This window comes from Sphingobium trunci, from assembly GCF_022664535.1.
GTDB lineage: Bacteria > Pseudomonadota > Alphaproteobacteria > Sphingomonadales > Sphingomonadaceae > Sphingobium.
On record NZ_JAKUJY010000036.1, the window covers coordinates 15,482 to 34,472 of the forward strand.

An 18,991-nucleotide genomic window follows, 5' to 3' on the forward strand; every position below is an offset into this window, starting at 1 on the left:
TCAAATGTCGTCTGGACGGGCGTAGTATGAGATAGCTGGCCATCCGGACCCCGGGACTGAAAATTGGCCCCTGAGCGGCAAAGAAGGATCGACGGCAGAAGCGGTTGCCACGCGCCAATTCCGATTGCTGACCAGTGATGGGAAATTTTACTCGACTGGGCCTGGAATGCCCATTGGCGAAGAAACTGCAGATCCCAAATCCGTCCGAACGGAGATTTTCATAACGCTGTGATACCGGGTACGCATTATGCTGGCAGCGATGCCATCAGAAAAACCAAGCGGATTTTTGGTAGCCGAAGCTGGGGCGCGAAAAACGCGCCGGGATCCACTCAAGTTGATCAGCTTAAGATTTGGTCGAGCTTAGAAGATTGTCGCGCAGCTTGGAGACAGTCTCGCGAACGTTGGCGAAATCATCTCCAAGACCCGTCGCCTCTATCAAATCGGATGCGCTACGTTCGACCTGTTGATGCAGCTTACGACCTGCGTGCGTCACATTGACGCGAACCTGCCGTTCATCGGCCGGATCGCGCGCGCGGACAACCAAACCAAGCTGCTCCAGCTTCTTGAGGATCGGTGTCAGCGTGTTGGATTCAAGGAAAAGCTTCGCTCCCAGATCACTTACCCTCTGATTATCTTCCTCTCCCAGCGCCACCAGCGTGACATATTGGGTGTATGTGAGGCCCAGCTTATCAAGGATAGGACGGTATGCGCGCCCAAAGGCCAGGTTCGCTGAATAGACGGCAAAGCAGAGGAAGTCGCCCAGTTTCGGGGAACTCTGTGGATTTTCGCGCGCCATTATATTGCTCCAGACCGTAATGCTGCCAATCTAACGCGCATACGATTGAATCGGAAGGATTTAAACGGCGCCCCTTCCGGGGCACCGTCTTTGATCGGCAAGACTGATATCAGACCAAGGCTGGCTCAAGCACGTTAATCTCGACCTCGATGTTACCGCGAGTAGCCTTGGAATAGGGGCAGATTTCGTGCGCGACGGAGACAAGTTCCCGTGCCAGTTCGATGTCGATGCCTGGAACGGTTACATCGAGCTTGGCCCGCAGGAAGAATGCGGCCCCATCCATCAGCAGATCGATGGTTGCATCGACACTTGGCGCCTGTGGCAGGGTAACCTTCTTCTGGGCAGCAGCGAGCCCGATTGCTCCCATGAAACAACCCGACCAGGCCGCGCCGAAGAAATTTTCCGCAGCTGGGTGCGGATCGGCCAACTGAAGATCGAGAAAGCCGTCAGCACTCCGTGTGTAACCCTGGGCGCCTCCCACATTGTGAGTTGTACCGGAATAGATGGTCTTGGCAGTCATGTTCATTCCTTTCGTCGTCATTTAAATCTGATTCGATCGAATCGGATACGAGATAAATGCGCTCACCAGCCATCTTAGTCAAGCACGATTCAATCGCATACGATTTATATCGTGGCATTACCTCTTCGATTATGGCACTCGCGAGACGAACCTGGCTCCGGCGACAAGACGGGAAATCTCCGGTCCTCTGATGCCGCATGCCCCAATCGCCACCTGCTCGTGTCACGATAAGCTGTTCGACTCCAACGTGGCAGCGGCTGCACAGCGACTTTCGGCGGGGGAATTGTATAAGGCGGAAACTGTCTGCTTCAGCGAACTACGCAATCCTTCGGGCGCGGCAAAGAAGGGTCGGAGGCAAAGCGCCAGTTCTGGCTATCCGCAAGCCGATTTACTCTTCCTGAAACTTGCCGTACTTTCGAGGGCTGGTGCGCTGCCCATGCAGGTGAAGCAGCCGGTCAGGAAGCCTGCTTACCGCGTTTCTGGCGCAGAAAAATGGTTCTTGGCCGCCGCATAGACTGTGCGCGCCTTTATCAATGCGTCATATTGAAATCGTTGCCATGTGGAGCCGATCTCGACGACGCCATCAATGATCCTTCGATTGTTTCGCCACAGCCGATGACAATTGTTCGCCTCGCGCGGGACGCAGGTGTCGAAAGACAGATCGGATCGGCGCCCAATCCTGTCGTTAATGTCGCGCATCAGCAGCTGGCCAGCAGCATAGGCGCGATATTCTTCATCGAAGGTCATTTTGAAGCCATGGCCCCAAGTTGTGGATTCAAACCAGCTCGACATCGCAATCGCACGGCCTTCGACCGACAAGCTGGCGAGTCGTGCGCTGCCATTTGCATGGCCGCGCTCGATAACGGTGCGAAACAGGGCCTCGGTTGCCGAGTTGCTGCCGAGCGCGCTGCCAACGCGACCCTTCCAGCCCGATGCCTCCATCTTCAGGAAGGCGTCGATCCAGGGAGCGCAGGGCTGACCTGGATCGAGCATGGAAAAAACAACGGGACCTTGATCGCGCTCCAGGCGCCGCAACAGGCTACGCAGCCGGCCTTGCGTTTTGGCGTCGCTGCGGCCCTCGGTGTCGTCGCCGGCGCGGTGCGCCGGGCGGTCCAGGCAATGGAGGGTTTGAAACGCACGCCCTTCCCGCTTGCAGCGGTCGAACAGTGCAATGCTGACTGGATCATCTGCATCAAATTTCTCGAAATGCAGCAATATCTCTTTGCCTGCGCGGGCATCGAGGAACGCAAGCAAACTTTCCCAGAAAATATCAGCGGATTGCACAGACACCAATGGTGTACCCAGAAACTGGTTGGTTGCTAACCAACTGTGCCAGGTACGTACAGGCCAGCGCCCGAAACGCAATTCGGCTCTCAGGGGCATCACGCCCAGCCACGGCCCGCGCCCGAGGCTTACGACAGCCAGCAGCACGTCACAGCCATCATGGGAGTGGTTTAGCGCAGCTTCCATGAACCAGTCCTGGGCAAAGACGTTGGAAGCCCCGGCATGTGCGGACAGCGCCGCCCAGCACGCCCGGTCCTCCGCCGTCAGATCAGCATGCCGCATCATGCGAACAGTTGGGCGGTGGGCACCTGCCACAGTCCGTTCATTGCTTCTGCTCGCTTGAAACGCGCGGACGGGGGGTAGAAAGCTCATAACAGACCCACCTTTCGGGCAACGCGGCAACCGAGCGAACGCCATCTCGGAGTCCTTGGCCATGCAGGCAGGTCGCCGGCCGGCAATCCGTACCGGCGCAACAGCGGATTGATCTGCATTGCTGCGCCCACTGATTGGCTCCATTCGCTCTGCCAGGTTATCGACAGCGAAATTGAGGGCTCCGCGCCCGCCTTCACCCAATGCGGTGACGCATAAGGAACAAAAAGCGCATCGCCGGGCCGCAGATGATGAATATTCGCGTCTGCCTCATATGCGTCTTTCCAAGGCAGCATATTGTCACTCCCGCTATAATAAGCCTCATGACGGTCAAGCGGCAGCCAGGGCTGACCGGAGTGATAGGTTGCGAATTGCTTGTCGCCTGCGATTTGAAACAGGATATTATATTCGCAGTCGAAGTGAAACGGAGTCAAAGTGCCCGGCGAAGAAATGAAGATGAACCCTCTGACCGTCAGGCCCGGACCAGTGGAGGGGAAAATCGCAGGGCCGATTTGATCCATTAACCCGTTCAACAAGTCTCGATAGGCAGGCAATTGCTCGACGAAACGAAGCATGATCCAATTGCCACTGGTACTGATTGAGCGAATGACGGTTGCAACGTCGGCATCATCAGATTGATCCATCGCGAATTCGCCGCCGTTCGGCGCGTTCGAGACACGGCGCTCGACATATTGCGATGGCAATTCAAGCGCCGCTTTCGCCAGCGCCTCGAATGATAAGAGCGGCTGTTCCGACAAAGTGTGCCGAAGCACCGTTGGCGATAAAGGATAGGCGCTGGCAAAGGGACCGAGACTGGATGAAGCGAGGAAGGACATAGCGGGCACTCTTCAGCGACGACAAGGCGATTGCTTCAGCTTTGCCGACGCGGGTTAAAAATCCAGTTAAGTATTGCGCGTTTGTTCTGTCACCAGCCGCTGGTAGAGCCGGTTATTCATGGGTATCCCGCTGGTCCGGTTCAGGATTGGAAAGCTGCACGGCGGCAGGTGATCGAAAATTGCGGTTCAGATGCGTAAATGAGTCATCCGGGACAGGACAATGCCTTCGCGATGATCCAAGCGACCATCAGCCCGCTTATAAGGCAAATTCCGTCCAGTTTGAATAGGAACAACCATATCGCCACACCAACATCAAATTTAACAGCAAGACGATTAACACAATAAGCAGCGATGCCGGTGTCGCGCCCCCGGCCCAGAAGGCGACCCTTCCCGCCGTCATTCCCCGGACCTTCAATTTCAAGACCGCCGCCACCCCGGCTACTATGCCAAGATAAAGCGCAACAAACAGAATGATCCCCACACGCATCTGGACTGAATGTCATTCCGCCCATGAATTTACTGTAAACCTGCCAGTTCGCTCCTCACCCAGCATCGTCGCTCCTAGCCCACGATCCTGTCGGTCTACCGAGAAGCCGATGGTCTACCCGCAGACGGGATAGCCGCCGACGAGGTTTTCGAAAGGAGCAGAATGGCCGGTCACGGGCCGAGACGATGTGAATTTCCTCTCGCTATGCCGGAGGTTGGTGAGAAGTGCTCAGGCAGCCTTAATGATTTGAACTATAAATGATCGTTCCCAGCCGCATAGTCTCCGGACGGCCGATTGTGTGCGCGAGGAGCGTTCTAACGTGCTGTCGGTAAGCTTGTCAGCAAGATCACAAACGGCGGCGTGATCACCCGCTGACACCAGCCACAACTGTTTGTCTCCTTTGGCGGCTGCAAACATTGCAAGGGTTTCGTTGGGAGGAGTTGGTCTGTCTTGCTCTCCGCCAATCACCAGCACGGGACCGCCGTATCGTGGCAACGCCTGCAGCGAGCGGCGATAGACGAGATGGCCAAACGCCAAAACGGAATGGCGCTTGAAAACTTAGAAATGGCTCAAGCAAGTAACCAACACTGTCCGATGTGCGACTCGCGATGCGGTTCCTGATCGCTCGACGGATGTCAGGATAGACGGCTTGCAAAATCAAAGCGTCGGCTGGGATCGGACCGGCGTCGCCAAGGAGGCTGGCAGATCCCCCAAGGGATATTGCAATAATCGCAACCGGCGCGCTATTTTGCTTGTGCTTCAACCAGGTGAACGCAACCTGCGAGTCCCGCGCCTCATGGAGGGCCAAAAGTTCGCGGTGCGACACTCGACTGGCCGTGACCCCGAAAGTCTATCGTAAGCGTGGCATAGCCAAGGCTCGCAAGCCACGCGGCGTTCGCAGCCGTTGCTTGTCGTGAGCACCAACACCATGAAGAAGAAGGACGGCCGGCGAACGATCATTCCGACCCGGCGTGAACGTCGCCGCGATGGACACGCCATCCTGCGTTTGAAATCTGATATCCTGAGACTCCGCCGTTGCAGCCGCCACGGGCGGCCAGCACCGCTGCAAAAGCGGTCGCGAGCTGGAGTGTGCCGAATAATCGCGCGGCAAAAAGTGCCTTATGGCTCGGCGGCGGTTGATGATGCCACGATTGGCAATAACACGGCACTTGCGCCGGACATACCGTGCTCGATCGTGATGGTCGCGGGCCGATAATCATCGGGCTTGGCGAAGAATATGTTGGGCACATAGGTCTGCGGATTTCGGTCGTACAACGGGAACAACGAGGACTGCACCTGGACCATCATGCGATGGCCGGGTTTGAACGTGTAGTTCACCGTCGGCAGCCTGAACTTGTATTCCTGTACTACACCAGAGGGAATTGCGGTCGGGTGTTCGAAACTTCGGCGATACCGGCCACGGAAGATCGCAAGACTTACGGGAAGCTGGTAGCCGGCGAGTTCGGGCGCGTCGGCGTTGGTCGCCGGATACACGTCGATGATCTTGACCACGACATCGGTGTCGCTCCCGGTGGTGCTCAAGAAGATGTCGGCGAATGGCGCACCCTGGACGCGCACAGCTTTTTCAAGGATCGGCGTTTGGTAGCTCAGCACGTCAGGCCGGGTGGATACGAAGCGCTGATCCTGCACAAGCCATGTCGACCAGCTTGCGTGGTCGCCCATCCTTACCGGAAGTTGTTCGAACGGTACCGGCTTGGCGGGATCGGATACGTAGCTTTCGCGTCCCGATGCCGGACGAGTGTGCGCCAAGCCGCCACCCGATCGCAGATACATTGGCGTCAACGCGTTGGGACCCGCACCGGGCCAGTCGGCGAACCTGTCCCATTTGTCTTCCGCCGGATTATAGATGATGACATGCGGTGTAGGCTGTGTGGGTTTCTTGTCGCGCAGATAGGTGTCGAAGAACGGCACCAGCACCTCGCGGCGAAAATAGGCGGCGGTATCGCCGCTCCATTTGAGGGGACCCAGGACATCGCCACGTCCGTTGATCTGGCTGTGATACCAGGGGCCCATGGCGAGGTGGTTGTTGGCCGTCATGCCCTTCGCCTTCAGCGCCTCCCAGCTACGGACAGCCCCGTATATGTCCTCCTGGTCCCATAGCCCTTGCAGCCACATCGTCGGAACGGGGGAAGGATGTGCGGCAATGATCTTGTCCAGTGCCTGGCCCTGCCAGAGCGCGTCATAGGCGGGATGGGCAGACAGGCGTTGCCACCAGGGCAGCCGATCGATGCCGTGAGCCGCGGCGTAGGCTCCGGCCGAGCCAGCATCGAGCATTTCCTGATAGTCGTCGCGACCCGTCCTGGAGACCGCGCTGCCTTCCCGTTTCGCGCTGGTCTGCTCGGCGAAATAGTCGAACATCTTCTGTCGGAATGCGCCGTGCTGAAACCAGTCATCTCCCATCCAGCCGTCAATCATCGGGCTTTCGGGGACTGCTACCATCAATGCCGGATGGGGATTCAGGAGCGCCATCACCACTGCCCAACCGTCATAGGAAGACCCGATCATCCCGACGCGGCCGTTGCTTTCCGGAACGTGCTTTACGAGCCAGTCGATCGTGTCATAGGCATCGGTGGTATCGTCGGTCTTCGTCGGATTGAGCGGACCAATCGGAGGCCGCGTCATCACATATGTGCCTTCGGAACCGTATTTGCCGCGCATGTCCTGCGCGACCATGATGTACCCATTGTCCGCCCAAATTCGATCGCCCGGCAAAAGCCGATCGCGGAGCCTGGGACTGTTGCCCGATAGAAATGAGCCCGCGTCGTAGGGCGTCCGTTCAAGCAATATCGGCGCACGGGCGGAGCCGCGCGAAAGCACGATCACCGTATGCAGCTTCACGCCGTCGCGCATCGGGATCATCACTTCGCGCTTGACGAAATCCTGGTCGTTGGCGGGCTCATGCCACTCCTTCGGGATGTCGCTGCCGATCTGGACAGGACTGACCTGTGCTTGTGCCCACATGGGAGAGAAGGTCAAGAGCAGGGCCGCAGCAGCAAATATCCTGGATGACATTCGTGATCACTCTTCAGTTTCGTGTCGACGAGATGCTAGTACGGCGTCTCGCTGAACGAAGCAGACTTCACCGACGCCAGGGTGGTCGTCCCTTGCGCTTCATCAATGCTCCGGTCCGTCGCCAGCGCTTGATCCAGCGCCGCTGCCGCATGGATCGCCGTGGTGTCAAAGATTGGAACGGGGCTGTCTTCCTGCCCGACGAGCATCATGATTTCCGTGCAGCCAAGGATCATCGCCTGGGCGCCAGCATCGACAATACGCGCGATCACCGCCCGGTAGGCTTCGCGCGACGATGGCCTTATCCGCCCCGCGACCAGTTCGTCGTAGATGATCCGATGCACAGTCGCGCGGTCTTCGTCGTCAGGAACAATCACCTCCAGACCGTGGCGTTCGGTCAGGCGCCCTTTGTAGAAATCATGCTCCATTGTGAACGCCGTGCCGAGCAGGCCGACTTTCCGGAAGCCGGCGGTCACGATCCGCTCTGCCGTGGGATCGGCGATGTGGATCAGGGGAATAGCGACGGCGCTTTGCACGTCATGCGCCATTCGATGCACTGTATTTGTGCAGATCAGCAGCAGGTCCGCTCCGGCCGCCTCCAGCCGCTGCGCCGCGTCCACCATCCGCTCGGTGAGGCGGCTCCAGTCGCCGGCATGTTGCAGAGCTTCGATTTCCGCAAAGTCGAACGACCATAGCAGGCAACGGGCCGAAGCGGACGCGCCCAGGCGCGCGCGAGTGCCCTTGTTGAGGAGGCGGTAATATTCTGCAGAACTCTCCCAGCTCATGCCTCCGATCAGGCCTATCATTCGCATCATGTCTCTCCTTTCGAGGGCTGAAGATCGAGCAGCAGCGTTGGGATGAGTTCCGAAACCGTCGGATGGATCGGCACGGACCAGCGCAGGGTCTCGATCGGCTGGTCGGCGTTCATCATGTCGAGGATGCCGTGGATCGCCTCGTCGCCGCTGGTTCCCAGTATCGCCGCGCCAAGGATGCGGCGGGTGTCGGCGTCAGCCACCACCTTCATGAAGCCCTGCGTTTCACCTTTTTCCACCGCGCGTCCGACACGCGACATCGGCCGCTTCGAATGGAGGAGCCGCCGCCCCGTCTTGACCGCCTCGGCGTCGGTCATGCCTACCCGAGCGAGCGGAGGATCGATATAGAGCGCATAGCCCGGAAGGCGTTGGCTGACGTGCCGATCCTCGTCGTCGAGCAGGTTTGCCGCAACGATCTCGAAGTCGTTATAGGCGGTGTGCGTGAAGGCGCCACGACCGTTGCAGTCGCCCAGCGCCCAGATGCCGGGGACGCTGGTCTCCAGCCTGTCGTCGACTATGATGTATCCGCGTGCGTCCACTGCCACGCCGGCGGCCTCCAGCCCGAGATCATCGGTGTTCGGCCGCCGCCCAACTGCCATCAGGACATGGCTGGCGAATATCGGCTGCGCGTCCTCGGCACAGTCCACCCGCACCTCGACATCCTCGCCGCTGGGAGCGAAACCGATGCAGTCCGCACCCGTCCGGACCCTGACCCCCTCGGCCTCCAGGATCTGCCTGACGGCGTCCGACACGTCGGGGTCCTCCCGCGCGATAATCCGGTCCATGCGTTCGACCACCGTGACCTCTGCGCCGAAGCGCCGATACATCTGGGCGAACTCAAGCCCGATATAGCTTCCGCCGATCACCACGAGATGCCGGGGAAGCGTGTTGAGCGCGACGATGTCGGTGTTGGTCAGGATCGGAACTTGGTCCGCGCCGGGCATTTCCGGCACCATGGCCCTGCCGCCTACATTGATGAAAATACGTGGTGCGGTCAGCCGCTCTCCCTCGACCGCGACGACATTGACCTCCTCGAAGCGTGCATGTCCACGGATGAGCTCGACGTTTGTCATGCCGAACAGCCAGCTCTCGTTGCCCGTGCGTCCGTCCCGGATGATCCTGTTCGCCCGGGCGGCGACGGCCTTCATGTCGACCTCCAACGATCCGGCGAAACTGAACCCGTAGTCCCCGCCGCGCCGCGCAGTGTGGATAGCGTAAGCGCTCGCCACGAGCCCCTTGGTCGGACGGCAGCCAGTGTTGACGCACGTGCCGCCGACATGATGGCGCTCGATGATGGCGACCGACAGGCCGGCGTCGTTCAATCGGCCGGCGAGCGCCGGACCCGCCTGGCCGGCGCCGATGATGATAGCGTCGTAGCTGCGCATGTTGAGATCACCTCGTGATGTGGGCCATGCGCGCGAAGCGCTGCCCGGGAAGGGAACAAGCCTGCACTTGGGCAGGCCCGTCAAGGTCAGATGAGGCTGAGGCGCACGTCGACATTGCCTCGCGTGGCGTTAGAGTAGGGGCAGGTCTGGTGAGCCGCCTCGACCAGACGCCGGGCATCATCGCCTTCCACGCCCGGCAGCGCCACGGCAAGCTCGACTTCCAGACCGAAGCCACCTTCGCCGCGCATGCCGATGCCCACGGTTGCGGTCACCGCCGCACCGGTCGGCACCTGAAGCTTGAGTTGGTGCGCGGCAAACTTCAGGGCGCCGAGGAAGCACGCAGCGTAACCCGACGCGAACAGCTGTTCCGGGTTGGTCCCTTCGCCGCCCGGCCCGCCGAGCGCCTTGGGCATCGATAGCTGGAGGTCGAGCTTCCCGTCCTCGGTGCGGGTGCGCCCGTCACGGCCTCCGGTTGCGGTGGCGGAGGTGCGATACTTTACATCGACATACATGGTTCATTCCTTTGGTGATGGGCGCAGACCATTCCCGCGCCGGAATTAATGGTGACGCGCGTCAGGCTGCGACAGCCTTCGAGCGTCGGCGCGCGCCGCTGATGGTCAGCGATACCGCCGAGATGAGGAAGTAGAAGGCGCCGAAGGCCGCGTAGGGCGCGATGTCGGCGATACCGACCGGCGCGGTGCCGGCGGCCTTGCTGAGCATGTGCGCCCCGGCGAGCCCCGACTGCGCGCCGCTCAGGATCATGGCCCACTGCGCGCCATAAGACTTCCAGCGCCGCACTCCGGTGAGGAGCTGGAACAGACCGGAGAGGACCGCCCACACGCCGAATATCTGGAGGACCGCATGCATGCCGTGTGGCAGCATCGCGGCGACGGCGACGGCGGTCACGACGCTGACGACGAAGTTGAGCATCTGGCTCTTGTTCCTCGCCAGGCCGCCGCTCCGGCTGGCGTCGAGATAGTTCGCCAGCGCGTCCCAAGCGGGATAGGCAACGAGCATCACCGCAGCGAGCGGCGGCATGGCCCTTGCGACCGTGAAGGCAAGCGCGACCCAGATCGCGGAGACGGCGAAGCGCAGATAATAATATGTCTTCAGCCAGTCCCGGTCCGGAGACTTCGCGTCGGTGATGGTCTTCATGGCATGGTTCCTTTCTGTGAAGCAGGCGTACGTCTCCGATCCCGGAATACGGGTGTGTCGGTGATGGTTGGTTCAGGCGGTGCGCGGCTCGCGATTTGCCGCGTCGGTTCTGGTTAGAGGTGGAAGCGTCGCGGCAGGCGCCATCGTGCTGTGGCCGCCACGGCGGCGCACCCGATGGTATACCAGACCACCACGTAGAGCGGATCGTTGAAGGGGCAGCAGAAGGCGAAGACGAAGGCTCCGCAGGCGCCGGCGGCGATCCCCGAAGCCAGCGCGCTCAGCCTGGGCTGGGTCGGCGCGGCCCTCCGCATCAGGGCGCCGAGCAGCGCGACGACCGGCAGCGAGAGCACGAAGATGGAGGTGGCGCACATCATTCCGTGGGCCGGATCGATGCGGTCGAGCAGCGCGCGCGCGCGCGCGCCATCAGGCGTAACGAAGGCGCCTACGAAGATCGCCACGGCCGCGAGCGCGCAGGCGATTATCAGCCCCCGCCGGGGCCGCGCCGTGGGCGAGAAGGACCGAATGGCCAACACACATGCAGCCAGGGCCAAAAGACCAAGGCTTGCCACCCTCCATATCAGGTAGGGCGAGCCGGTCACGTCGTGCATGTCCGGCCGCATCACGCCCATGATAAGAAACAGCGCGAGTTCCAGCGCGCACAGTATGAGGACGAGCGTGCCTTCGCGCACCATGCTGCGGCGCCGGACCGGCGCGAGCTCGGACGACAGGTCGAAGATCAAGGCTTCATTCGACATCAGGGGTCTTCTCAATGGTTGCGGTAAGGCGGGCGAGGCCGCGATGGATATTCATCTTTACAGCCGAGGGGGAGAGGCCGATCTCGCCTGACGCGTCCTCGATGCTGTGGCCCTGCACCTTGACCAGCAGAATAGCCTGGGCCTGAGCGGGACGAAGTTGGTCAAGCAGGCTGGCCAGAACCGAGCTGCTGACTACCGACGCCTCGTGATCGCCGACCGCTATCTCGTCGGGCAGTTCGTCTGACGGGCGGCGCGCCAGGTTCCTCAACTGATCGATCCACTTGTTCTTGGCGATCGCCGCCAGCCAGGGCCCAAACGGATATTGCGGATCGTAGGTATGGCGCCGCCGATGAATGGTGAGCAACGTCTCTTGGACGGCATCGTCCACATCGCCCGGCGGCAGTCGCCGTTCAAAGTATCGCTTGAGCCATTCCGATGTCTCCCCGAGCAGCCGCCGATACGCACCGCCATGTCCATTCTGGGCAGCCTCCATCAGGCGGCACCAACTGTCTTGTGCCGTCCGGGACCGCCGCTCACGACTGAGCGGCGGCACGCCGAGCGACGACCTTGAGATGATTCTCGACAGAAAGTTCGGGCGCATGATCTCTTATTCGCGCGCTACGCGATGTTGGTCACTCTATGTCGAACTTTTTCTATCGCCGTCCCTTCCACGCCTGCCATTCCGGCCATGGCCTCTCCGCTCAAACGCGTCCGGACGAAGCGGACAAGTTCGCTGCTCAGGTCGAGATCCTCGGGAGTGCCGCCCAGAAAGCCGCCATGTGGCATCGCCTCGAAAACGTGAAGCTCAGCACTGACGCCTGCCTTCCTCAGGGCTCGATGCATGCGCACGGTGTTGGAGAGGAAGAGATCGCGGGTGCCCGATTGCAACAGCGTCGGTGGCAGCCCGGTCAGGTCACCGAACAGCGGCGAAAGATAGGGATGGGAAAGGTCCGCCCCATTCGCGTAGAGCAAGTTCGCCGACCGCAGCGACAGGGGTAGCATAACGTCCACCAGACGGTTCACTTCGAAGCTGTCACCGGACTCGGTGAGGTCCACCTCAGGCGATAGGAGGACCAGGCCGGCCGGCATGGGAAGCCCCTCGTCCCGCGCCCGCAGGAGCATGGCGACTGCGAGATTGCCCCCCGCGGACCTGCCGCCGATGACCACGTTCGACGGCTCATGACGCTTCAGCACATGGGCGTATGCGGCAAGCGTGTCGTCCAGTGCCGCAGGATAGGGGTGTTCGGGCGGCGTTCGATAGTCGACGCCGTAGCAGCGCATGCCGTGAAGGTCCGCCTGCATCTGCGCGCCAACACGGCACGCGTCTCCCCCACCAAACACCAGCGCGCCACCGTGCAGATCGACGTAAGCACCGTCCGTCGTGGTTGCCGCGTTGGGTGTGGCGATGTGGACGACGGCATCGCCTGCCAGAACAGTCTCGACGCTGGCGCCTAACGTCCCGGCCAAGCCCTTCATCGAGGCAGCATATTGCGCATCGACCGCCGACTTGATCCGGATCCAACCGTCATAGTCATCGGGTTCCGGCATCTGCTGTTTTGCATTGATCGGCATACCGTCGGAATCCACCAGACGGTGGAGCGCGGAGCGCGCCTCCGAGCTGATCGAGCTGGGGGAAGGAAGCGTGCGGGCGGGCAGTCGCACGCCGGACGATGTGTCATGCATCAGATACAATCTCGTGTCATATTGATTCTGCACTATATCAAGCCGACGTATCGCGGCGACTGAATGCAAGCGTACGCCGTTTCGCGTTTTGCTTAATCCTCATCCTGCCACCTCCGCAGATCCGTCTGATCATGATAGGCCATGCGGTCCGGCGTGGTGATGAATTCCATCGTCGTGCCCCACGGCATGCGACAGTAGCAGACCTTGTTCCCAGGACCTTTCTCGGTTGCATAGGGAATAACGCGCGGCGCTGTAAGAGGAGTGCCTCCTGCCTTTTCGAAACGCTCGACCGATGCGTCGATGTCGTCGGTATAAAGCGCGAAGTGCGTGATGCCAAAATCGCTCGCGCGGATCGGCTGGGCTTGCTCCGGTCCGTGCATTTCGAAGAGCTCGATGTCGGGTCCAGCGCCGATCTTGATCATCGCCTGCGCGCGCACGACCGTTCCGGGGAACGCTCCGACGGCCCGTTCGAATTCGGCTCCCTGCCGCGGCGGATCCTGGGGCCCGAACGACTGATAGATCAGCTGGGCACCGAACGCTTCCACCAGGAACGATTTGGCGGCTTCGATGTCGGGCACCGTGATCCCGATATGATTGACACCGCGAATGACACATGCAGTCATGACAGTCTCCTTGGCTATGTATTTGCCCCCGCACTGCAAAAGCCGGGCGCCGGGTTTCATTTGGTCTTGAGGAAATCGAAGAGGGCAGCCGCGACTTCATCCGGCCGCTCTTCTGAGACATAGTGGCCGCACCGCGCGATGGAGCCGCCCGTCACGTTGGTGGCGAACTCCTTGAGCATCGGGACCATCCGCGCACCGAAGCGGTGATCCCCACCCAGGCCAAGAACCGGTATATCGAGCGGTTGCTTCTTATATTGGAGTGCGGCCGCATGATCGGCGGTGAGGGTGCGGTACCATTCCATGCCGCCACGCGTGCGGCCAGGCAGCGCCATCGCTTTGGCATAGATTTCGATGTCCGCCGGATTGAAGCTGCTGTGATCGTAGAACCGCTCAGACATGAAGGTCGAAACATAGTCATATTCACGGCCGTGGATCAGGCGCTCGGGCAGGTCCCGGTTCTTATGGAAGCCAAAGTGCCAGAGCCTTGCGGTCGTCGCCTCCCATTGGGTCCAGCCTGGAAGCGGAACGTCGAGGATGGCGAGATGCGTGACAGCCTTCCGATAGATGACCGCCTGGGGCAAGGCGACCATGCCGCCGATATCATGTCCGCACACGGCATAGCGTTCATGCCCAAGCGCAACCATGACGTTATGCGCGTCGCGCGCCATCGTCGCCTTGTCATAGCCGCCTTGCGGACAGTCTGAAAACCCCGCGCCGCGCAGATCGATGGCCACCACGCTGAAATGTTCGGCCAGCAGCGGCATCACATGGTGCCATTCCCACCATGTTTCCGGCCAGCCGTGCAGCAGAAGGATCGGCGGACCCGAGCCTCCCGTGACGGTATTGATCTTGATACCGTTCACCGGCACCAGCTGCTGGATAAATCCCTTCAACATTGCGATCATGGTCGCTTCCAGTCAGATGTTGGCGTTCGGGTAGAGCCCATGGCCAGCGCTCAACGCTGGTCGAAATCGGTGGCGATCGTGACGTCGTGCCAAGCGTCGATATCGCTGCGGAAGGCGGCCAGCTTACGCTTGGCGATCGCATGCGCGGCTGGGCCGAGCGGCAGGTGAAGCGGCGCGTCATCGGCGTCGACCGCCTGCAGGATCACCGCGACCGCCCTGTCGGGATCACCCGCCTGATTGCCATTGTTGGTTTCGCGATAGTGCTTGCGCGAGCTCGCCGCATATTCCGGCATCTGGTTGACCGCAATGGCGATCGAACGGCCCAGGAAATCGGTTCGAAACGGCCCGGGTTCCACGATCAGCACGCGGATGCCCAACGGCTTTAGTTCGTCGGCGAGCGCTTCGGATATCCCTTCCACGGCAAACTTGGCGGCGTGGTAATAGCCTCCGCCGCCACGGCCTTCGATACCCGCACCGGACGACATGTTGACGATCGTTCCGCCGGAACGTCGCAGGACGGGCAGCGCAGCTTTGGTGGCCTCGATCAGACCGAAGACGTTCACCTCGAACATAGGCCGATATTCCTCGGCCGTGCCTTCCTCGATCGCGCCGAACAGCGCGTATCCCGCATTGTTCACGAGCACGTCAAACCCGCCAAAGGTTTCGACTGCCTTTGCAACCACTGCCTTGGTCGCCGCCGCATCGGCCACGTCGAGTGGCAAGGTGATCATGCGGTCGCCGAATGGCTCGGCCATGTCCGCGATCGTCTCGACGTTGCGGGCCGTCGCGATGACCCGGTCGCCGCGCCGTGCCGCAGCAAGCGCGAGCCGCTGACCAAAGCCGCTCGAGCAGCCGGTAATGAGCCAGGTTTTCATCACTTCTTCTCCGAATTTTTCGTAAACGACGCAAAGCGTCGATTACAGGGAAACCAAGCGAGCCCCTCGCGGTGTGACATTGGTGAAGCTCTACGTCCTCCATGACGGAGCGCGACTCCGGTGAGGCGAACGCGGCCGCGATTGCTCCCTCGTCGCGGAAGCGGCACTCGTAAATTGCGATCGTCCCGTCCTGAACTATGGTGGGGAAGAACGCGGTGACGCTTTCCAGCCCGTGCCGCCCAGGATTGCATCACCAGCGGCAGATGACACTCGATGTAACAGCGCTTATCGAACCAGCTTTCGGTGGTGCTTCCATGGCTCACATAGACGGTTATGCCGTCGGACTGATCGTCCATGTTTGCATGCTCTTGTTGGCTGCGTGGGTGAATGCCGGACGTCATGCGGCGAAACGCTGTATGATCGCTGCGCCGATGCCGCGGCTGCCGCCGATAACGAATTCCTTGCGATCACCGAATTCCATTGCGCTTGCCCTTCACTTGGAGGGAGGAAGAAGGTCGGCGAGTGTGGTTCGCAGTCTGGTGAACCCGAGCGACGCCCGACAGGTCAGAGCGGCTTGCCGACGTTGCGAGACACGGTTGCATCCGTGAAGCGGGGAACGTCAGCCATCACTGCCGCCGTCTCCACTGACGCGAGCGCGGTGCGCAGCGCGTGCTCGTCGGTAGATGCCCACGGAAACATGCGCGGCGTTGGCTTCTCGTGGGAAGAACGCTGAGGCGCTCTCCAGCCCGTGCTGCTGCCAACAGGCAAGCGCCAAGGGCAGGTGGACGTCGACATAATGGTCGCGATCGAAGTAGGTGCCGCCGCTGCATATGACTGTCAGGATTGCGTGTGTCATGGACGAGTATTTGGCCTGATCGAATATGATCGTAAACTGACAGCTTTGAACTCTCGGCGTTCAGTATTGTGGGTGGTCGCTGAGCCGTTCGCCCGCTTTCACCTCCGCCAGCGTGAACGGACAGGCAAAAAGCGGCAAGCAACCGAACGATCCGACGAAGGCAACGCAAGCGCTGCTGACGATCCTTCAAAAGGATGACCCGCAGGTTCAGTTATTCCTTGACGAAGATGCCCTGGGGCTGGTGAAGCAGAAGCCCGACGATGTGCGAGCAGAACTCGCGCGCTAGGAGGTGCTTTCCCAGTCCGCCGGCTTTGATGCCGCTTGAGTCTTCGGATTTTACTGCGGCCTCGGGTGCGCTCGGCTGCTGGCTGAGCCGCGGTTCCTGCGCGTGTTGCTGACAGACGGTCTTCATGAAGCAGATGGCAGGTTCTGGGACCGGAGGGACCAACCGACGAAGCGAATCGGAAATCTTGCGCACTGATTCTCAGCGCGCGCCACAGCAATTCCCCGTCTCACAAAGGCTCAAAAGCCGCATCGCCGATGGCCGGAAAGTCCATCGGCGAAATTTTTCTGCATACGATCTGGTCCGCCGTGGGCCGACACGGTCCGCCATGGCCCGAACTAGCCCAAGGCCCTGATTCTCATGGGCTTGACGCAGCAAGAGCCACTCACAATCCTGATGCTCAGGGGCGCACAACACGCATCGCATCATATAGGAGCTTGCCATGACCGTTCAGTCCCACGACCGCATCCTCCGCCTCAACACCGTGCTCGACCGCACCGGGCTCAGCCGCGCCACCCTCTACCGGAAAGTGGCGGACGGGACATTCCCCCGGCAGATCCGCATCGCCAGCCGCTGCATGGGCTGGCGGGAATCCGCCATCAACGACTGGCTCAGAAATCCCATGTTCTACAGTGTCGAGGACGGCTGATCCCGTATCCCATCCATTTTGGTTCCAGTTGGCATTGTGCCTGCATCGGCCTAGCCTACATTCATTGCTGTCGCTCTTTTCCCTTGGGCGCGGCAACTACCCCGAACTTCATCCCCGCCGTCGAGCTTGCTCCGGCGGGGCAACTTTCTTCGGGTTCATACACAATAATGAGGACCACATGCCAACCTGCATTCGACCGCGCTTGGGACATAGCCGACGGGATCCTTTGCTTTTGGCGTCAAGCAATATTAGCGAAGTTTACAGAAAATTCCTAAACTGCCATAAGGTCGCTATGGATGCTCGTAGAAACCCCTTTGCGCCGGGCGCTGGAACGCCCCCTCCTGAGCTTGCCGGGCGAGGCGCGCTGCTGGAACGCAACGCAGTCGCGCTTGATCGCATCCGAATGGGTAGGTCGGCGCGCCCGAGCATTCTCTATGGATTGCGCGGCGTTGGTAAGACGGTGTTGCTGTCGACTATGCGGGATGCAGCCGAATCCGAAGGGATGACGATCGTCGCGATCGAGGCACCGGAAAATCGATCGCTGCCTGGTATTCTTGTGCCCGCCCTTCGGGCCGCCCTCTTGCGGCTCGACCGCCTGAAACAGGCTTCGGCCGGGGTGAAGCGGGCACTCCAAGCACTTGCTGGGTTCGCCAAGCTCAAGGTCAAATATGATGATCTGGAGGTGGCCCTGGATTTCGAACCAGAGCCGGGACTTGCCGATAGCGGCGATCTCGAGTCGGATCTGGCGGATCTGATCGTCGCCGTCGGCGAAGCGGCCAAGGAACGAAAGAGCGCGGTAGTTCTGGTAATCGATGAACTGCAATATGTGCCGGAAGAGCAATTGGCCGCCCTGATCAGCGCGCTGCACCGCGCCAATCAAAAGAAACTTCCGGTGACAATGCTGGCAGCTGGCCTTCCCCAACTGCTGGGACAGATGGGGCGGGCAAAATCCTATGCCGAGCGTTTGTTCGAATTTGTCGCCGTTGGGCCGCTCGATGATGAAGCGGCCCGTGAGGCTATCCGCCTGCCGATCGAGCGTGAGGAGGAGTCGATCGAGGATGACGCTCTCTCCGAGATCATCGAACAGACCAAAGGTTATCCCTATTTCCTTCAGGAGTGGGGAAAACATGGCTGGGATGTCGCAGATGCATCCCCCATCACCGCGCAGGATATTGGCTTGGCTACCACGGGCGCCCTTGCTGAACTCGACGCCAGTTTCTTCCGCGTGCGCTTCGACAGGCTGACGCCCGGCGAGAAGCGCTATCTTCGTGCGATGGCGAGCCTAGGACCGGGTCCGCACCGATCCGGTGATGTGGCCGATGCCATGGGGGTGAAAGTATCCAGTGTAGCTCCGACGCGGAACAGCTTGATCGCGAAAGGGATGTTGTACAGCCCAGCGCATGGTGACACGGCATTTACGGTGCCGCTCTTCGACGCTTACATGCGACGCGTCATGCAAGAAAACTTCTCGTAGAATCGAACGAGCCGCGGCGACCGGGATTGGGACTTTCCGGAATGTCGGCTTTGGAAAGGACAACCTGCTATAGCTGTCATTAACGGGCTGGCTTCGCTTTCTCCTGTGCGCCCATTTGTCATCATTCGACTCTAACATCCCCCCAAACCAACCGTTATTCCCAAAAATAAGACGACCTCTGCTAAGGGCTAATTACGACGGCAGTAAATTATGG

General features: G+C 60.4%; 19 protein-coding genes. 3 read left to right on the forward strand and 16 right to left on the reverse strand.

Features of this window, described 5'->3' with window-relative positions:
• Positions 1–343: 343 nt before the first annotated feature.
• The 16 genes from MJ601_RS20265 to MJ601_RS20340 form a co-directional block, all read right to left on the reverse strand.
• Entirely contained in the window at positions 344–796 is a 453-nt protein-coding gene (locus MJ601_RS20265) for a MarR family winged helix-turn-helix transcriptional regulator (protein WP_242130109.1), read from the reverse strand.
• 109 nt (positions 797–905) lie between these two features.
• On the reverse strand, positions 906–1,316 hold the full coding sequence (locus MJ601_RS20270) for an Ohr family peroxiredoxin (RefSeq protein ID WP_242130123.1): 411 nt from the start codon (positions 1,314–1,316) through the stop codon (positions 906–908).
• Positions 1,317–1,784: 468 nt separating this feature from the next.
• Positions 1,785–2,915, reverse strand: a complete 1,131-nt coding sequence (locus tag MJ601_RS20275; protein WP_242130125.1) for a GNAT family N-acetyltransferase — start codon at positions 2,913–2,915, stop codon at positions 1,785–1,787.
• A 53-nt stretch (positions 2,916–2,968) separates the two neighbouring features.
• Positions 2,969–3,805: a cupin domain-containing protein gene (locus MJ601_RS20280; protein ID WP_242130127.1), complete on the reverse strand. Its 837-nt coding sequence runs from the start codon at positions 3,803–3,805 to the stop codon at positions 2,969–2,971.
• 256 nt (positions 3,806–4,061) lie between these two features.
• Positions 4,062–4,292, reverse strand: a complete 231-nt coding sequence (locus MJ601_RS20285; RefSeq protein ID WP_242130129.1) for a hypothetical protein — start codon at positions 4,290–4,292, stop codon at positions 4,062–4,064.
• A 1,119-nt stretch (positions 4,293–5,411) separates the two neighbouring features.
• Positions 5,412–7,325: a CocE/NonD family hydrolase gene (locus MJ601_RS20290; protein WP_242130140.1), complete on the reverse strand. Its 1,914-nt coding sequence runs from the start codon at positions 7,323–7,325 to the stop codon at positions 5,412–5,414.
• Positions 7,326–7,360: 35 nt separating this feature from the next.
• Positions 7,361–8,134 carry an aspartate/glutamate racemase family protein gene (locus MJ601_RS20295; RefSeq protein WP_242130176.1) on the reverse strand — a complete coding sequence of 258 codons (774 nt, stop codon included), beginning with the start codon at positions 8,132–8,134 and terminating at the stop codon, positions 7,361–7,363.
• On the reverse strand, positions 8,134–9,519 hold the full coding sequence (locus MJ601_RS20300) for an FAD-containing oxidoreductase (RefSeq protein WP_242130142.1): 1,386 nt from the start codon (positions 9,517–9,519) through the stop codon (positions 8,134–8,136). Before MJ601_RS20300 ends, MJ601_RS20295 begins: the two co-directional genes overlap by 1 nt.
• Before the next feature lie 86 nt (positions 9,520–9,605).
• Entirely contained in the window at positions 9,606–10,031 is a 426-nt protein-coding gene (locus tag MJ601_RS20305; RefSeq protein WP_242130144.1) for an organic hydroperoxide resistance protein, read from the reverse strand.
• Positions 10,032–10,092: 61 nt separating this feature from the next.
• On the reverse strand, positions 10,093–10,674 hold the full coding sequence (locus MJ601_RS20310; RefSeq protein ID WP_242130146.1) for a DUF308 domain-containing protein: 582 nt from the start codon (positions 10,672–10,674) through the stop codon (positions 10,093–10,095).
• 113 nt (positions 10,675–10,787) lie between these two features.
• Positions 10,788–11,429 carry an NrsF family protein gene (locus MJ601_RS20315; protein ID WP_242130154.1) on the reverse strand — a complete coding sequence of 214 codons (642 nt, stop codon included), beginning with the start codon at positions 11,427–11,429 and terminating at the stop codon, positions 10,788–10,790.
• Entirely contained in the window at positions 11,419–11,922 is a 504-nt protein-coding gene (locus MJ601_RS20320) for a sigma-70 family RNA polymerase sigma factor (protein ID WP_242130177.1), read from the reverse strand. Before MJ601_RS20320 ends, MJ601_RS20315 begins: the two co-directional genes overlap by 11 nt.
• 125 nt (positions 11,923–12,047) lie before the next feature.
• Positions 12,048–13,112, reverse strand: a complete 1,065-nt coding sequence (locus tag MJ601_RS20325; protein ID WP_242130179.1) for an alpha/beta hydrolase — start codon at positions 13,110–13,112, stop codon at positions 12,048–12,050.
• Between the two features lie 92 nt (positions 13,113–13,204).
• Positions 13,205–13,735, reverse strand: a complete 531-nt coding sequence (locus tag MJ601_RS20330; RefSeq protein WP_242130163.1) for a VOC family protein — start codon at positions 13,733–13,735, stop codon at positions 13,205–13,207.
• A gap of 56 nt (positions 13,736–13,791) precedes the next feature.
• A complete protein-coding gene (locus tag MJ601_RS20335) occupies positions 13,792–14,640 on the reverse strand; it encodes an alpha/beta fold hydrolase (protein WP_242130165.1) in 849 nt (282 codons plus the stop codon).
• 50 nt (positions 14,641–14,690) lie between these two features.
• Entirely contained in the window at positions 14,691–15,515 is an 825-nt protein-coding gene (locus MJ601_RS20340) for an oxidoreductase (RefSeq protein WP_242130167.1), read from the reverse strand.
• A gap of 796 nt (positions 15,516–16,311) precedes the next feature.
• Between MJ601_RS20340 and MJ601_RS20345 the strand changes: the two genes are divergently transcribed.
• The 3 genes from MJ601_RS20345 to MJ601_RS20355 all read left to right on the forward strand — a co-directional run bounded on the left by MJ601_RS20345 (position 16,312) and on the right by MJ601_RS20355 (position 18,777).
• On the forward strand, positions 16,312–16,569 hold the full coding sequence (locus MJ601_RS20345) for a hypothetical protein (protein WP_242130169.1): 258 nt from the start codon (positions 16,312–16,314) through the stop codon (positions 16,567–16,569).
• A 527-nt stretch (positions 16,570–17,096) separates the two neighbouring features.
• Complete coding sequence (locus MJ601_RS20350) at positions 17,097–17,303, forward strand: helix-turn-helix transcriptional regulator (protein WP_242130172.1); 207 nt, start codon at positions 17,097–17,099, stop codon at positions 17,301–17,303.
• Between the two features lie 292 nt (positions 17,304–17,595).
• Entirely contained in the window at positions 17,596–18,777 is a 1,182-nt protein-coding gene (locus MJ601_RS20355; RefSeq protein ID WP_242130174.1) for an ATP-binding protein, read from the forward strand.
• Positions 18,778–18,991 lie beyond the last annotated feature (214 nt).

Excerpts from the sequence above, each read along its gene's own strand:
- MJ601_RS20320 (WP_242130177.1), bottom strand. The coding sequence starts at position 11,922 with ATGGAGGCTGCCCAGAATGGACATGGCGGTGCGTATCGGCGGCTGCTC.
- MJ601_RS20355 (WP_242130174.1), top strand. The coding sequence starts at position 17,596 with ATGGATGCTCGTAGAAACCCCTTTGCGCCGGGCGCTGGAACGCCCCCT.
- MJ601_RS20305 (WP_242130144.1), bottom strand. The coding sequence starts at position 10,031 with ATGTATGTCGATGTAAAGTATCGCACCTCCGCCACCGCAACCGGAGGC.
- MJ601_RS20330 (WP_242130163.1), bottom strand. The coding sequence starts at position 13,735 with ATGACTGCATGTGTCATTCGCGGTGTCAATCATATCGGGATCACGGTG.
- MJ601_RS20345 (WP_242130169.1), top strand. The coding sequence starts at position 16,312 with ATGGTCGCGATCGAAGTAGGTGCCGCCGCTGCATATGACTGTCAGGAT.
- MJ601_RS20350 (WP_242130172.1), top strand. The coding sequence starts at position 17,097 with ATGACCGTTCAGTCCCACGACCGCATCCTCCGCCTCAACACCGTGCTC.
- MJ601_RS20270 (WP_242130123.1), bottom strand. The coding sequence starts at position 1,316 with ATGACTGCCAAGACCATCTATTCCGGTACAACTCACAATGTGGGAGGC.
- MJ601_RS20280 (WP_242130127.1), bottom strand. The coding sequence starts at position 3,805 with ATGTCCTTCCTCGCTTCATCCAGTCTCGGTCCCTTTGCCAGCGCCTAT.
- MJ601_RS20265 (WP_242130109.1), bottom strand. The coding sequence starts at position 796 with ATGGCGCGCGAAAATCCACAGAGTTCCCCGAAACTGGGCGACTTCCTC.
- MJ601_RS20335 (WP_242130165.1), bottom strand. The coding sequence starts at position 14,640 with ATGATCGCAATGTTGAAGGGATTTATCCAGCAGCTGGTGCCGGTGAAC.
- MJ601_RS20340 (WP_242130167.1), bottom strand. The coding sequence starts at position 15,515 with ATGAAAACCTGGCTCATTACCGGCTGCTCGAGCGGCTTTGGTCAGCGG.
- MJ601_RS20295 (WP_242130176.1), bottom strand. The coding sequence starts at position 8,134 with ATGCGAATGATAGGCCTGATCGGAGGCATGAGCTGGGAGAGTTCTGCA.
- MJ601_RS20325 (WP_242130179.1), bottom strand. The coding sequence starts at position 13,112 with ATGCATGACACATCGTCCGGCGTGCGACTGCCCGCCCGCACGCTTCCT.
- MJ601_RS20285 (WP_242130129.1), bottom strand. The coding sequence starts at position 4,292 with ATGCGTGTGGGGATCATTCTGTTTGTTGCGCTTTATCTTGGCATAGTA.
- MJ601_RS20310 (WP_242130146.1), bottom strand. The coding sequence starts at position 10,674 with ATGAAGACCATCACCGACGCGAAGTCTCCGGACCGGGACTGGCTGAAG.
- MJ601_RS20290 (WP_242130140.1), bottom strand. The coding sequence starts at position 7,325 with ATGTCATCCAGGATATTTGCTGCTGCGGCCCTGCTCTTGACCTTCTCT.
- MJ601_RS20300 (WP_242130142.1), bottom strand. The coding sequence starts at position 9,519 with ATGCGCAGCTACGACGCTATCATCATCGGCGCCGGCCAGGCGGGTCCG.
- MJ601_RS20315 (WP_242130154.1), bottom strand. The coding sequence starts at position 11,429 with ATGTCGAATGAAGCCTTGATCTTCGACCTGTCGTCCGAGCTCGCGCCG.